Here is a 14357-nt window from a genome sequence, read left to right on the forward strand (position 1 = left end):
CCCCCCGGAGGCCAGCGGCGCGTACAACCCCGCACTCAACCCCTCCCACGTGTCATAAGGCAACGCGGACAGCACCCGCCCCCCACCCCCCGCCAGCCCGAGCACCCCCGCATCCAACCGCGCCCGCTCGACCACCTCGGCCCCGGAAAACTCCGCCCCCGCGACAACCAGCGCAGCGGACTCCGGGTCCACCGGCCCGTACGCCCGGAACACATCCCCCTGTCCGGGCACCTCGACCGCGTAATCGACGTACCCACCCGGCACCTGCGCGAAGCGACGCCCCAGCGGCGCGAGCGACAGCGCCACCCGCTCCCCGGAACACGCGAGCCCGGCCTCGAACTGCCCGGGTCCGGCGACCACATGATCGGCGTCCCCCGCGTCACCGCCGACCTGCGCCACGACACCCACCGAGGAGCACGCGAGCAGCCACACGGCCGTCTGCCAGTGCGCGGGCAGCAGCAGCGCCACCCGTTCGCCGGGCTCGGCGCCCAGTTCGCCCTGGAGCAGATTGGCGGTCTTGGCCACCCAATTGGCGAAGGTGGCCACGGACAGTTCGACACGTTCGCCCGTGGCGTCGTCGTAGAAGGTCACCAGGGGGCGCGCGGGATCCGCGGCGAGCGCGGATCGCAGCAGGTCGGCAGGGGTGCGGTCGATGGCGGTCACGGGACGCAAGCGTACGCGGGCCCTCGCCCGGCCGGGGGAGGGCGGGGCACCGGTTCGGCGGAGTAGGGCCGACGGTCCGTCATATCCCGGATGGACAGATAAGTCTGACTATGTCCAGGATCAGGGGCATGCGCGCACATCTAGCTTCCTCGATCGCCGTCACCTGTGCGGCCGCCCTGTCCCTCCCGCTGGCCCTGTCCTCGGACGCCACGGCGACCTCCTGGGCGGCCCCCTCGGCGGCCGAGAGACGGACCACCGGCAACTCGACCCCGGCCGGCACGACCCCCGGCAGCACCCAGTCCCTCCCGCTGACCCCGCTCACCCCCCGCACCCCGCCCTCTTCCTCCCCCTCCTCCCCCTCGTCCCCTTCCTCCCCGTCCTCGGGCGACCGCAGCCTGCCGCCCTCCGCGCTCGCGCCCGCCCAGGGCCTGGCCCGCCGGGACGTCCGGCACTTCTCCCTCGTGGGTGTCGTCTGGGACGACCCGGACAGCGAACTCCACGGCCGGGTCCAGATCCGTACCCGCGCGACCGGCACCGCGAAGTGGTCCGACTGGCAGGACGTGGACACCCACAACCACGAGCACGCGGCCGACCCGGACACCGCGGAGCGCGCCTCCGGCCGGGTACGGGGCTCCACGGCACCCCTGTGGGTGGGCGACTCGGACGGCGTGGAGGTCAGGGTCCAGGGCGAGGCGGACGGCCGGACGGGCGCCGACGGAAGAGCCGCCACCGCCGAACCCCTCCCCAAGGGCCTGCACGTCGAACTGGTCGATCCCGGCGCCGAACCTCCGCCCCAGGGCCCCGAACTGAACGCCCCGCCCCCGGGCGTGCTGACCGCCGAGTCCGCGGCCGCGGCCTCCGCCGTCAACGCCGAGCTCGCGCCCATCGGCGCCACCGAGATCCCGGCGCTGAGCCAGAAGGAGACCCGGGCCGACCTGCTGGCGACCCGTGGCGAGGAGACGGACCCGACTGATGCGACAGGCGCGACGGGTACGGTCGTGGCCGGGGCCGCGAACCAGCGCGCGAAGCCGTACATCGGCGCCCGTCCGCGCATCGTCACCCGCCGGGGCTGGGGCGCCGACGAGGGGCTGCGGGAGTCGAACTTCAGCTACACGAAGACGGTGAAGGCCGTCTTCGTCCACCACAGCGCCTCGGGCAACAACTACCGCTGTGCGCAAGCGCCTTCAGTCATCCGCAGTATCTACCGCTACCACGTGAAGAGCAGTGGCTGGCGCGACATCGGCTACAACTTCCTCGTCGACAAGTGCGGAAACATCTACGAGGGCAGGGCCGGTGGCGTGGCCAAGCCGGTGATGGGCGCACACACGCTCGGTTTCAACAGCAAGAGCATGGGGATCGCCGTCCTCGGAAGTTTCGGCACCGCGAACCCGCCCGCCGCCTCGGTGAAGGCCGTCGCGAAGCTCACGGCATGGAAGCTCGGCCTCTACGGGGCGAACCCGCGCGGCAAGACCTATCTCAGGTCGGGAGGCGGAAATCTGTACCGAAAAGGAAAGAACGTACGACTCAATGTAATCTCCGGTCACCGGGACGGATTCGCCACCGAATGCCCGGGTGGCCGGCTCTACTCGAAGCTCGGCAAGGCTCGTACCACTTCGGCCCGCTACCAGGGACGATGACGTCCGGTCGGCGGGAACGGCGCGACCCGGTACGCCGGGTCGCCCGGACCCGGCGGCTCCCCACGGCCCCCTCCCAGAGGCGCCCCACAGCCATCGAAACGGTCTGCATACACTGGCCGGTCGAATGACCGTTCGACCAGCCCCAGCAGGAAGCAGAGACGACAGGTGACAGAAGCGATCCTCCTGGTCGGCGGCAAGGGCACACGACTGCGCCCGCTCACCGTGAACACGCCGAAACCGATGGTCCCGGCGGCCGGCGTACCGTTCCTCACGCACCAGCTGGCACGGGCGAGAGCGGCCGGGGTCGAGCACATAGTCCTCGCCACGTCCTACCTGGCCGAGGTCTTCGAGCCCCACTTCGGCGACGGCTCGTCGCTGGGGCTCCACATCGAGTACGTCACCGAGGACGAACCCCTCGGCACCGGCGGCGCCATCCGCAACGTGGCCGGCCGGCTGAGATCGGCCCCCGACGACCCCGTACTGATCTTCAACGGGGACATCCTGACCGGCCTGGACATCCCGGCCCTGGTCGACACCCACCGGTCCTCGGGCGCGGACGTCTCGCTGCACCTGACACGGGTGACGGACCCACGGGCGTTCGGGCTGGTCCCGACGGACGCCTCGGGCCGCGTACAGGCGTTCCTGGAGAAACCCCAGACCCCCGAGGAGATCGTCACCGACCAGATCAACGCGGGCGCGTACGTCTTCCGCCGGTCGGTCATCGACTCCATCCCCGCCGGCCGGCCCGTCTCCGTCGAACGGGAGACGTTCCCGGACCTCCTCGCCACCGGCGCCCACCTCCAGGGCATGGTCGACTCCACGTACTGGCTGGACCTGGGCACGCCCCAGGCCTTCGTCCGCGGTTCCGCCGACCTGGTCCTCGGCCGGGCGCCGTCCCCGGCCGTCCCGGGCCGCTGCGGAGACAGCCTGGTCCTCCCGGAGGCCACCGTCGCGCCCGACGCCAAGCTCACCGGAGGCACGGTCGTCGGCCGCGGCGCGACCGTGGGGGAGGGGGCGCGCATCGTCGGCAGCGCGATCCTGGCGGACGCCGTCGTCGAACCGGGCGCGGTCGTCACGGACTCCCTGATCGGCGCCCGCGCCCGGGTGGGCGCCCGCTCGATCCTCACGGGGGTGGTGGTCGGCGACGGAGCGACCGTGGGCCGGGACAACGAACTCCGAACCGGCGTCCGAATCTGGTGCGACGCCCACATCCCGGAGTCATCCCTCCGCTTCTCCTCGGACCAGTAGCACCTGCGAGCCCAAACGATCGCGCAGTTCCCCGCGCCCCTGAGGGGTGTCCCTCAGGGGCGCGGGGAACTGCGCAAAAGGGGGCGAGGGGGCGGAGCCCCCATGCAGTGACGGGGAGGGTAGGGGCGGCGGGGGCGAGAGAAGCTCACAGGAGCCCAATATCCCCGCGCGGCATCTTCGGATGCCGCCGCGCCGGCGTACGCCCGCTCAACAAAATCAACCGAGCAGCCCGATGCCGCTGCCCCGCATAAGGCTCCAACAACCCCAACATCACGGAGTCATCCGCATCCCGATCCCCCGCCAACGCAAACCCCACGATCCCCGGCAGATGAAGGTCCCCGACCGTCACCGCATCCGCCGCCCCATGACTCCGCTGCACCACCTCCGCCGAGGTCCACGGCCCCACCCCCACCACCACCTCAAGCCGCTCCCGCGCGGCGACCGGTTCGAGGGCCACAGCCTCCTCCATCCGCCGAGCCACCCGCACGGCCCGCAGAATCGTCGAAGCCCGCTTGTTGTCGACCCCGGCCCGATGCCACTCCCACGAGGGGATCAGCGACCAGACCCGCGGCGTCGGCATGACGAACATGTGCCCGCCCACGGGCCCGGGCGCGGGCACGCCGTACTTCCGTACGAGCAGTCGCCACGCCCGGTACGCCTCGTCGGTGGTGACCTTCTGCTCCAGAATCGACGGGATCAACGACTCCAGCACCAGCCCGGTACGCGTCAGCCGCAACCCGGGCCGCCGATGCCGGGTCATCGCGACCAGCCGGTGCCGGGGCTCGAAGGCGTCGGGATCGTCGGCTTCCCCGAGCAGCAGCGGAAGCCGGTCGAGCAGCCAGTCGCCTCCGGGCCCCCAGGCTTCTCCCCGCACCACACCCGCGCGCTGGGACACCCGCAGGGTCCCGGGCCCGACAGGGGTGAGGCTGGCCCGCCACACGGACCCGTCGGGAGTCGCACGGAAGGTGGGATCGGCGGGCCCCCGCCGCAAGGGCCCGAGCACGAGCCCCAGATCGACCGGCCACGGCGGCACCCATTCCCGCGTACGCCCGCCGACGCCGCCACCGCCACCGGCCGCCGCAGCCCGGGGCTCGGGCACGGGCACGGGCACCACGACATGCCCGCCGCGCACGGTCGTACGCGTGGGCCGCTGTTCGAAGCGTCCGGCCACGGATGGGTCCTTCGGTAAAGAAGCTGCTCGGGATGGTCGGGGGATACCCGCACAAGGCTATGCGCCGGTCACCGGCCTTCAGGTCCGGTCACCGCACCTCGATGAACGCCCCCGCATCCCGCCCGGCCCGCGCCTTCGGCTCCTCCGCCGCGTGCCCGACGGCGACGGCCCCCATGGGATCCCAGTTCTCCGGCAGCGCCAGCACGTCCCGGACGACGTCCCGGCAGAACATCGTCGACGACACCCACGCGGACCCGAGCCGCTCCCCGGCGAGCGCGACCAGGAAGTTCTGCACCCCGGCGCCGGTGGCGACCACGAACATCTCCCGCTCGGCCCCGTCGCGCCGGGCGTCCCCGTACGTGTGGGACCCGTCCATGACGAGACACGGCACGACGAGATACGGGGCCTTCCTCAGCACGTCCCCGCGGCGCACCCGCTTGGCGATGGAGTCCGCGCTCTTGCCGTCCCGCTCCAGGTCGGCGATCCAGGCGTCCCGCATGGCGTCCAGCAGCCGCGTACGGGACTCGGCGCTCTCCAGGAGGACGAATCGCCACGGTGTCGTGTGGTGCGGGGCGGGAGCGGTCACCGCCGCGGCCACCGCACGCCGTACGGCGCCGGGGTCGACGGGCTCGTCGGTGAAGGCCCGTACGGTACGCCGCTGGGTGACGGCCTCCCGTACGGCCTCGGAGGTGCCGAGCCGGAACATGTCGTCGCGCGCGCCCCGGACCATGCCCCTGGTCCCCTCGTCCTCGCCGCCGTCCGTGCCCAGCACGTGGGACAGCCCGCGCACGACGGCGACGGGCAGTCCGGCGGCCTTGCCCTTGACCAGGTCCCCGGCGGCGGCCAGCTCGTCGGCGGTGGCGACGACGGTGGCGCCCAGCGGATTCCCGTGCGCGTCCGTGCCGCCCCGCAGATCGTCGAGCACGCGCACTCCGGCGGCCCCGATGGCGACGTCGGTGAGCCCGGTCCGCCAGGGCCGGCCGAAGGTGTCCGTGACGAGGACGCCGACGTCGACACCGAGCGCGTCCCGCAGGCCGTCCCGGATCGTGCGGGCGGAGGCGTCGGGGTCCTCGGGCAGCAGCAGTACGGTCCCGGCGGGGGTGTTGGAGGCGTCGACCCCGGCGGCGGCCATCACGAGCCCCTGCCGGTTCTCCACGATCCGCAGCGGTCCGCGCCGGGCCACGACCCGTACGGTCTCGGCGTCGATGGCGGCCTCCCGGTCCAGCGCCTCCACGACGCGGCCCTCGGCCTTGGACACGATCTTGGACGTGACCAGCAGCACATCCCCGTCCACGAGCCCCGGCCCGGTGCCGGCACCGGTACCGGCGACCGCACCGGCGACCGCGCTGGCGATCAGCTTGGCGAGGTCGTCCCCGGGCCGTACCTCGGGCAGTCCTGGGAGCGCCCACACCCGGTAGCCGGGCGCGTCCGGCGGGAACCCGCCCACCGGCACCCCCGTACCCCGGGACATCTCGTCGCCGTCGCTCAAGCGCCCCGCACCTCCTCGGCCAGCGTCAGTGCCTCGCGGGCCATCTCGGCCGTCGCGTCGAGGTCGGTCATCATCAGCGGGACGGCACGGCAGCGGATGCCCGCCCCGGTGACCCGCTCGACGACGTCGGCGTCCACGGTGTCGACCAGCCAGCCGTCGAGGAGCCCCGAGCCGTAGTGCTCGGCGACCGCCGCCGCGGTGGACTCGACGCCGACGGCCGCCAGGACCTTGTCGGCCATGCCGCGCACGGGAGCGTCCCCGACGATGGGGGAGAGGCCGACCACCGGCACCCCGGCCTCGGCGATGGCCTCGCGGATGCCCGGCACGGCGAGGATCGTGCCGACGGACACGACGGGGTTGGACGGCGGGAAGAGGATGACGTCCGCGGAGGCGATGGCCTCCAGCACTCCGGGCGCCGGCTTGGCCTGGTCGGCTCCCACGGGCACCACCGCGTGCGCCTCCACGGAGGCCCGCAGCCGCACCCAGTACTCCTGGAAGTGGACGGCCTTGCGCTCGCCGTCGATCTCGACGGCCACATGCGTCTCGACGCGGTCGTCGGACATGGGGATCAGCCGGACCCCCGGCTTCCACCGGTCGCACAGCGCCTCGGTGACGGCGCTGAGCGGATATCCGGCGCTCAGCATCTGCGTGCGCACGATGTGCGTCGCGAAGTCCCGGTCGCCCAGTCCGAACCAGGAGGGACCGGCACCGTAGGCCGCCAGCTCCTCCTTGAGGTGGAACGTCTCGTCGGCCCGCCCCCAGCCCTGTTCCTCGTTGATACCGCCACCGAGCGTGTACATCACCGTGTCGAGGTCCGGGCAGACCTTCAGCCCGAAGAGGTGGATGTCGTCCCCGGTGTTGCCGATGACGGTGATGTCCGCGTCCGGCGCGGCCTGCTGGAGACCACGCAGGAACCGGGCACCGCCGATGCCGCCTGCCAGAACCACAATGCGCATGGCATGCAGTCTTGCAGGCGGCTACGACAACGTGTCAGCCGGTTACGACAACGCGTCACCGACGACCGCGACGCACCGGTGGGGTGGAACGTCTCGTCGGCCGGTCACAGGACCTCGGCCATCGAGCACCGGGCGTTGGGCGTTCCCCCGGCCGAACGGAGGTGCGACTGCGGGGAGCATCGGCATCTCCGTCAACCCGGGGTAGTAGACGTGCAGGCTCATGGCCGGTTCGAGCGAGTCGTTGACGACCTCGTGCGCGTAACCGGGCGCGAACACGCGCTGGCTTCCCGCGGCCAGCGCGCGCGTGCCCCGTTCGGTGCGCTCGGTCAGCGCCCCCTCCAGGACGGTCAGCACACCGGACGAGGGACCGTGGTCGTGCAGCCCGCTGCCCTGTCCGGGCACCCAGGACAGCAGCCACACCTCGTAGCAGGGACCGGTGCGCAGCCGGTGGTACCAGCGGGAGGCGGCGTCGTAGCGGACGAGGTGCTCCCACTGGGAGCGGTCGGCGGCGATGGAGCGGGCGAGGCCGACGAACTCGGCCACGGTGCCCGGGTGTTCGCGCGGCGGCTGGAGGAGGTGCGGTACTTCGAGGATGTCGCCGGCGATCTGGAGGTCGCTGTCGCTGTTCATGGAGTGCGGTGGTTTCCTCGGCGGAAGAGAGTGCTGGAGGTCTGGGATGTCACGTACCGGCCGCCCGGATCGCGGGCGTGAGGTGTGCCCCGGTGGGGGCGGGCCCTGGTACGGGCGGGAGGGGACCAGCGGCCGGTCTCAGTGGACCCGGCGGCAGCGGGAGCGCGGTGAGCTCAACAGCTGCGACAGCAACAGCTACAGCGAGCGTGGACAGCACCGAGGGACCCGGCGGTGCGGGTCGAGGTGAGTGCCAAGTTCGCGAGCATGCCCACCAGCACACCGGTTCACACTCCCACTGTCAACTTGACGTCCGATATGTGGGAGATCTTTCACCTCTTCCGGGTCACCTCGGAGGTGAAAGGTTTGTGCAGGAGGTTGCCGGGACACATGGCGCACAACCGGGCGCACGAACCTCGGCGCGACCCCGCGATCCCTGTGTGATCCCAGTGATCCCTATGTGATCCGGTTCGCTTCGTCGATCGTGTCGGAACGAGATCGAACTCCTGGGCGTCTTCCTCTGTACAAGTCATGTGCGGAGACGGCGTCCCACTGGCTCCCTTTCGGCTGTCAGGGTTTATGCCGATTTGAACACTTTCCGCATAGCCTTGGTTCCGCAGAGTGAATAAGGGGCCCAATAGCAGATCTCGGCTTGACTGGGCCGGAGCAGCGCAATTGTAATTTCACTCGTGTCGTTCAGCCGAAATCGGTAGCGGCAGCATCACGGGGACGCGAGACGGACGAGGGGCGCACATGACCGAGCTGTTTCAGGAACTGCTGGTCGACGAGGCCGAAGAGGAGATCGGCTGGCAGGAGCGGGCGCTCTGCGCGCAGACCGACCCCGAGTCCTTTTTCCCCGAGAAGGGCGGCTCCACCCGCGAGGCGAAGAAGGTCTGCCTCGCCTGTGAGGTCCGCTCGGAATGCCTTGAATACGCTCTCGCCAACGACGAGCGTTTCGGTATCTGGGGCGGTCTGTCCGAGCGTGAGCGGCGCCGTCTGAAGAAGGCCGCCGTCTGACCGCGGCGCAGCACGGACTCTGATCGTGTTCCGATCGAACTCCGATCGAACGGCGCACACCCCTACGTAGTGATACGTATCGCACGGCCCGTCGCGGGTGGGTTGTCCACAGGCGGCGGGCCGCGCCGTTGTGCAGCCGTTAGTGTGGGCCTCCGTCCGAGACGCCCCGTGATCCCCTCAAGGACACAGGCGTCCACCGCAGTCCAGCGAACCGGGGCCCGTACCTCGATGTCCGTGCACAGCCATTCGGCAGGTCAGTACGACACTGCCCCCGCAGCGTTCGACCCGGCCGGCCCGATGGTGTCCGACCCAGGTCGCCCGCCGGAGTTCCCGAGGCACGTGGTCACCGCCGTGCTCGTCTCGCACGACGGCGCCCGCTGGCTGCCCGACGCCCTCTCCGGGCTGCTCGGCCAGGAGCGCCCCGTGCAGAACGCGGTGGCGGCCGACACCGGCAGCGCGGACGCCTCCGCCCAGCTGGTCACCGACGCCCTCGGCGCCGACCGGGTGCTGCACCTCGCCCGGCGCACGGGCTTCGGCCAGGCCGTCGAGGAGGCCGTCCGCACCGCCGGCGTGCTGACCCCGGACGACCTCCCGTACCTGAAGCGCCCCAGTGGCTGGGACCCGGTCACCCGCACCTGGCGCGACGACGCGTACGACATGCCGGAGCTGCCGCACGGCGAGCCCGAGCAGTGGCTGTGGCTCCTGCACGACGACTGCGCCCCGGAACCCGACGCCCTGGCCCAGCTGCTGCGCGTCGTGGAGAACGAGCGGGAGCTGGGCAAGGACGTCGCCGTCATCGGCCCCAAGCTCCGCGGCTGGTACGACCGCAGACAGCTCCTCGAAGTCGGCGTGACCATCGCCCACAGCGGCCGCCGCTGGACCGGCCTCGACCGGCGCGAGCAGGACCAGGGCCAGCACGACCACGTGACCCCCGTGCTGGCCGTCTCCACCGCCGGCATGCTGATCCGCCGCGAGGTCTACGAGGAGCTGGGCGGCTTCGACCGCAGGCTGCCCCTCATGCGTGACGACATCGACCTCTGCTGGCGCGCCCAGTCCGCGGGCCACCGCGTCCTGGTCGCCCCCGAGGCGGTCGTACGGCACGCCGAGGCGTCCTCCCGCGAGCGCCGCACCGTCGACTGCGTGGGCCGCACCTCCGCCTCCCCGCACAAGGTCGACAAGGCGGGCGCCACCTACACCCTCCTCGTCAACGCCCGCACCGCGGTCCTTCCCTGGATCCTCGTGCGGCTCGTGCTCGGCACCCTGCTGCGCACGGTCGCGTACCTCGTCGGCAAGGTCCCCGGGCAGGCGGTCGACGAGATCCGCGGCCTCCTGGGCACCCTGCTGCGCCCCGAGCGCATCATCGCGGGCCGCCGCAGGCGCGGCACCCCGCAGGTCGACAAGGACGAACTGCGCGCACTGTTCCCGCCCCCCGGCGCCACCGTCCGGGCCACCGTCGAACAGGCCGCGGGCAACCTCGTGGGCCGCTCCGACCCCGAACTGAACGCGGCGGGACGCCACGGCAGCGCCGTCGAGTCCGGACCGGGCGGCGACGACGCCGACTTCCTCCAGGTCGAGCAGTTCGCCCGCCTCAAGCGCGTCGCCCGCAAACCCGGGCCGATGGTCTTCGTGGTGCTCCTCTTCTTCACCCTCATCGCCTGCCGTGAACTCCTCGGCGGCGGTGCGCTCGCGGGCGGCGCGCTGCTGCCCGCCCCCGCGGACTCCTCCGAACTGTGGGCGCGCTACCTGGACGGCTGGCACCCCGTCGGCGCCGGCGGCACCCAGTCCGCGCCGCCCTACCTCGCGCTCGTCGCCATGCTGGCGAGCGTGCTGTTCGGCTCCGCCGGGCTCGCGGTCACCGTCCTGCTGATCGGCTCGGTGCCGCTGGCAGGCTTCGCCGCCTACTTCGTCTCCCGGCCGCTCGTGGAGTCGCGCCTGCTGCGCGCCTGGGCGTCCGTCGCGTACGCCTTCCTGCCCGCCGCCACCGGCGCGCTCGCGGGCGGCCGCCTCGGCACCGCCGTGCTCGCCGTCCTGCTGCCCCTCATCGCGCGCGCGGGCATCGCGGCGAGCGGCCTCGCCTCGGACTCCGGCCGCGGCAGCTGGCGTGCCACCTGGGCGTACGCGCTCCTGCTGACGCTGGCCACCGCGTTCACGCCGATCGTGTGGCCCATCGCGCTGGTGCTCGGCGTGGCCCTCGCGGTCGTGCGCCGCGGCGACATCGCCGCCTACGGACTGCGCTTCCTGGTCCAGCTCGGCACCCCGCTGCTGGTCCTCGCCCCCTGGTCGCTCACCCTGCTCCCGTTCGGCTTCTTCCAGGAAGCCGGCATGGAGTACGAGTCGGGGGCGGCCTCCGCGCTCGACCTGCTGGGCGCGAGCCCCGGCGGACCCGGCACGGTCAGCGGGCTGATGCTCATCGGCATCGTGTGCGCCGCCGTGGCCGCCCTGATGCGCGCCGAACGGCAGTTGGGCATCTGGGCCGCCTGGACGGCCGCCCTGGTGGCGCTCGTCTTCGCCGCCCTGTCGAACGGCTCCGCCTGGGCCGGCCCCGCCACCCTCGTCTACGGCCTCGCCTTCCTCGCCGCCGCCGCGCTCGGCGCCGACGGGGCACGCTCGCGCGTGGCCGAGCAGAGCTTCGGCTGGCGTCAGCCGGTCGCCGTCCTCATCGCCTTCGCCTCGGCCGCCGGGCCGCTGCTCATCGCCGCCGGCTGGATGATCCGCGGCGCGGACGGCCCCCTGGAGCGACGCGATCCCGTCCAGGTGCCCGCGTTCGTCGCCGAGGAGAGCGGCACCCGCGACCAGGCCCGCACCCTCGTCCTCGGCAGCGACACGGCCTCCAAGGTCGGCTACACCCTCGTCCGCGGCTCCGGCGCCCGCCTCGGCGACGCCGAACTGGCCGCGGCGGACGGCGAGAACAAGATCCTCGACAAGGTCGTCGCCAACCTCGTGGCGGGCTCCGGCGCCGACCAGGCCGACCAGCTCGGCGGCTTCGCCGTGCGGTACGTCCTGGTGCGCGACGGCGCGCCCCGCGAGGTCGGCCGCGTCCTGGACTCCACCCCGGGGCTGAGCCGGCTCAGCCAGCAGGACGGCAGCGCCCTGTGGCGCGTCGACCGGCAGGTCGCGCGCGCGGCCGTCGTGCCCGCTTCCGGCGACCCGCAGCCCATCGCGGCCGGGCCCGTCGAACTGCACACCAAGATCTCCGCCGGTGGCGAGGGCCGCGTCCTGCGCCTCGCGGACACCGCCGACGAGGGCTGGACGGCGACCCTCGACGGGAAGCCGCTCACCAGGACCACGGTCGACGGCTGGGCCCAGGGCTTCGAGCTGCCCGCCACCGGAGGCCGCCTCGACGTCACCTTCGAGGCGCCGTTCGGTCACACCGGCTGGCTGTGGGCCCAGGGCGCGCTCGCCGTCGTCCTCGTGGTGCTCGCGCTGCCGGGCCGCCGCCGCGACGTCGACGACGACCTCCCCGAGGAGGACGTCGTCCCCGTCGAGACCGCGTCCGGCGAGGGCCGCAGGGCCCGCCGCCTGCGCGCCCAGGCGGAGGCCGAGCAGACGGAGCAGGCCGAACAGGCCGAACAGGTCGCCCAGGCAGGGCAGCCGGACCGGTCCGACGCGTTCGCGCCCGGCGCCCCGCCCGCTCCGGCGGAGGCCCCCGCGGTCGCCCCGATCCCGCAGCAGCAGTCCTACGACGAGTGGGACGCGACGACGTACGGCGCCGAGTACGGCACCTACGGGCAGCAGCAGTACCAGGGCGCCCCGCAGTACCCCGCGGGCGCCTACGAGCAGCAGCAGTACCAGGCGGACCCGTACCAGGCGGACCACTACGACCCGTACGCGGCGTACGGCACGGGGAACGCGGGGTACGACCCGTCGCAGACGTACGGCCAGGGCTACGACCCCGCGTACGACCCACAGCAACAGCAACAGCAACAGCAACAGCAACAGCAGCAGCAACAACAGCAGCAGCAACCGCCGCACGGCACCGACAGTGAGCGCCCCGACGGGAGCCAGCAGTGAACCGCACCACCGTGTCCCTGATCGCCGGCGTGACCGCGCTCGCCGCCGTCACCGGTTTCGCCTCGATGTCCGAGCCGCAGGCCGCCGGGGAGGACACGGCCAAGGCGGCGGCCCAGCTGCCCGTGGAGCGCTCCAGCCTGCTCTGTCCGGCTCCCAGCACCTCGGACCTCGCCGAGACCGCGTACACGTCCTTCACACCCGTCACCAAGGGCACCGGTACGGGCGGCAAGGCCGAGCTGGTGGCCGCGGGCGCGCAGTCGGCCGACGGGGCCGACGACGAGGACGAGAAGCAGGACAGCGAGCAGGACGACAAGCAGGACGGCGACAAGGACGGCAAGAAGGAGAAGCCCGTCCTGACGCCGAAGGAGCCAGGGAAGCCGGTCACGGGCAAGGCGTCCGGCGCCGAGTCGCCCGCGCTGGTCGGCACGGCCGAGGGCAGGTTCGCACCCGGCTGGGCCGTCCAGCAGACCACCGAGGTCGAGGCGGGCACCGGCCGCGGCCTGCTCGGCACCAGCTGCTCGGCCCCGGACACCGACTTCTGGTTCCCGGGCGCCAGCACCGCCAAGGAGCGCACGGACTACGCGCACCTGACCAACCCCGACGACTCCGCCGCCGTCGCCGACATCGAGCTGTACGGCAAGGACGGCGTCCTGAAGTCGACGGTCGGAGAGGGCATCAAGATCCCGCCGCACTCCAGCGAGTCGGTGCTCCTTTCGACCCTCATCGACGAGCCGGAGACCAACCTCACCGTGCACGTCACGGTCCGCAGCGGCCGGGTGGCCGCCGCGATCCAGGCCCTCGACGACACGACCGGTGGCGACTGGCTCGCCCCCTCGACCGCTCCGGCGGGCAGCCTGGTCCTGCCGGGCATCCCCAAGGACGCCACCTCCGTACGGCTGGTCGCGTTCGCGCCCGGTGAGGCCGACGCCGACCTGAAGGTGCGGCTCGCCTCGCCGACCGGCACGATCACTCCCGCCGGGCACGAGACGCTGCACGTGAAGGCCGGTATGACGGCCGCCGTCGACCTCGGCGACGTCACGCGCGGCGAGGCAGGTTCCCTGGTGCTGACGCCGACCGGGAAGTCCACCCCGGTCGTCGCGGCCCTGAGAGTCGTACGCGGCAAGGGCGCCAACCAGGAGACGGCGTTCATCCCGGCCACGGGCCCGGTGGGCGCGCGTGCGACGGCCGCCGACAACCGGGCCAAGGGATCCACGCTCTCCCTGGTCGCCCCCGGCCGCGCCGCGAAGGTCAAGGTCACGGCCTCCGCGGGCAGCGACGGCGGAACGGCCGCCTCGAAGACGTACACGGTCAAGGCCGGCAGCACGCAGAACGTCGAGCTGCCCGTGCCCGCCGGCCTCAAGGGCACCTACGCGCTCACGGTGGAGCCGCTGTCCGGCGGGCCCGTTCACGCGGCGCGCATGCTCGAAGCGGCGGAGGGGGGCGTGCCCATGTTCACCGTGCAGACGCTCCCGGACGACCGCGGGACGGTGAAGGTGCCGGAGGCGGAGCAGGACCTCTCGGTGCTGCAGAAGTAGGGC

At 72.6% G+C, this 14357-nt stretch carries 10 protein-coding genes; 5 read left to right on the forward strand and 5 right to left on the reverse strand.

Annotated elements, in window-relative coordinates:
• A partial coding sequence (locus tag C6Y14_RS43530; RefSeq protein WP_107022470.1) for a TIGR03089 family protein occupies nt 1–663 on the reverse strand: 663 nt, incomplete at its 3' end.
• A gap of 110 nt (nt 664–773) precedes the next feature.
• On the opposite strand from C6Y14_RS43530, the gene C6Y14_RS43535 reads away from it, so the two are divergent.
• Both C6Y14_RS43535 and C6Y14_RS43540 read left to right on the forward strand, forming a co-directional pair.
• Nucleotides 774–2300: a peptidoglycan recognition protein family protein gene (locus tag C6Y14_RS43535; protein ID WP_107022471.1), complete on the forward strand. Its 1527-nt coding sequence runs from the start codon at nt 774–776 to the stop codon at nt 2298–2300.
• Nucleotides 2301–2465: 165 nt separating this feature from the next.
• Nucleotides 2466–3548: a mannose-1-phosphate guanylyltransferase gene (locus C6Y14_RS43540; protein WP_107022472.1), complete on the forward strand. Its 1083-nt coding sequence runs from the start codon at nt 2466–2468 to the stop codon at nt 3546–3548.
• 145 nt (nt 3549–3693) lie between these two features.
• Here C6Y14_RS43540 and C6Y14_RS43545 read toward each other — a convergent pair whose 3' ends face one another.
• The 4 genes from C6Y14_RS43545 to C6Y14_RS43560 all read right to left on the reverse strand — a co-directional run bounded on the left by C6Y14_RS43545 (nt 3694) and on the right by C6Y14_RS43560 (nt 7794).
• Nucleotides 3694–4719 carry a DNA-3-methyladenine glycosylase family protein gene (locus C6Y14_RS43545; RefSeq protein ID WP_107022473.1) on the reverse strand — a complete coding sequence of 342 codons (1026 nt, stop codon included), beginning with the start codon at nt 4717–4719 and terminating at the stop codon, nt 3694–3696.
• Between the two features lie 88 nt (nt 4720–4807).
• Nucleotides 4808–6190, reverse strand: a complete 1383-nt coding sequence (locus C6Y14_RS43550; protein ID WP_107022492.1) for a coenzyme F420-0:L-glutamate ligase — start codon at nt 6188–6190, stop codon at nt 4808–4810.
• A 14-nt stretch (nt 6191–6204) separates the two neighbouring features.
• On the reverse strand, nt 6205–7164 hold the full coding sequence (gene cofD / locus C6Y14_RS43555) for a 2-phospho-L-lactate transferase (RefSeq protein ID WP_107022474.1): 960 nt from the start codon (nt 7162–7164) through the stop codon (nt 6205–6207).
• A 42-nt stretch (nt 7165–7206) separates the two neighbouring features.
• A complete protein-coding gene (locus tag C6Y14_RS43560) occupies nt 7207–7794 on the reverse strand; it encodes a cysteine dioxygenase (RefSeq protein ID WP_225891577.1) in 588 nt (195 codons plus the stop codon).
• Nucleotides 7795–8544: 750 nt separating this feature from the next.
• Here C6Y14_RS43560 and C6Y14_RS43570 point away from each other — a divergent pair.
• The 3 genes from C6Y14_RS43570 (at nt 8545) to C6Y14_RS43580 (ending at nt 14354) form a co-directional block, all read left to right on the forward strand.
• Nucleotides 8545–8808 (forward strand): WhiB family transcriptional regulator, encoded by a 264-nt coding sequence (locus tag C6Y14_RS43570; protein WP_107022476.1) that lies wholly within the window; start codon nt 8545–8547, stop codon nt 8806–8808.
• A gap of 228 nt (nt 8809–9036) precedes the next feature.
• On the forward strand, nt 9037–12819 hold the full coding sequence (locus tag C6Y14_RS43575; protein WP_107022477.1) for a glycosyltransferase family 2 protein: 3783 nt from the start codon (nt 9037–9039) through the stop codon (nt 12817–12819).
• Nucleotides 12816–14354: a DUF5719 family protein gene (locus tag C6Y14_RS43580; protein WP_107022478.1), complete on the forward strand. Its 1539-nt coding sequence runs from the start codon at nt 12816–12818 to the stop codon at nt 14352–14354. Before C6Y14_RS43575 ends, C6Y14_RS43580 begins: the two co-directional genes overlap by 4 nt.
• Nucleotides 14355–14357 lie beyond the last annotated feature (3 nt).

This window comes from Streptomyces dioscori (assembly GCF_003024195.1).
In the GTDB taxonomy this organism is placed as follows: Bacteria; Actinomycetota; Actinomycetes; order Streptomycetales; family Streptomycetaceae; genus Streptomyces; species Streptomyces dioscori.

Coding starts and splice junctions, on each gene's coding strand:
- C6Y14_RS43575 (WP_107022477.1), top strand. CDS start 9,037: ATGTCCGTGCACAGCCATTCGGCAGGTCAGTACGACACTGCCCCCGCA.
- cofD (WP_107022474.1), bottom strand. CDS start 7,164: ATGCGCATTGTGGTTCTGGCAGGCGGCATCGGCGGTGCCCGGTTCCTG.
- C6Y14_RS43535 (WP_107022471.1), top strand. CDS start 774: ATGTCCAGGATCAGGGGCATGCGCGCACATCTAGCTTCCTCGATCGCC.
- C6Y14_RS43560 (WP_225891577.1), bottom strand. CDS start 7,794: ATGAACAGCGACAGCGACCTCCAGATCGCCGGCGACATCCTCGAAGTA.
- C6Y14_RS43550 (WP_107022492.1), bottom strand. CDS start 6,190: ATGTCCCGGGGTACGGGGGTGCCGGTGGGCGGGTTCCCGCCGGACGCG.
- C6Y14_RS43570 (WP_107022476.1), top strand. CDS start 8,545: ATGACCGAGCTGTTTCAGGAACTGCTGGTCGACGAGGCCGAAGAGGAG.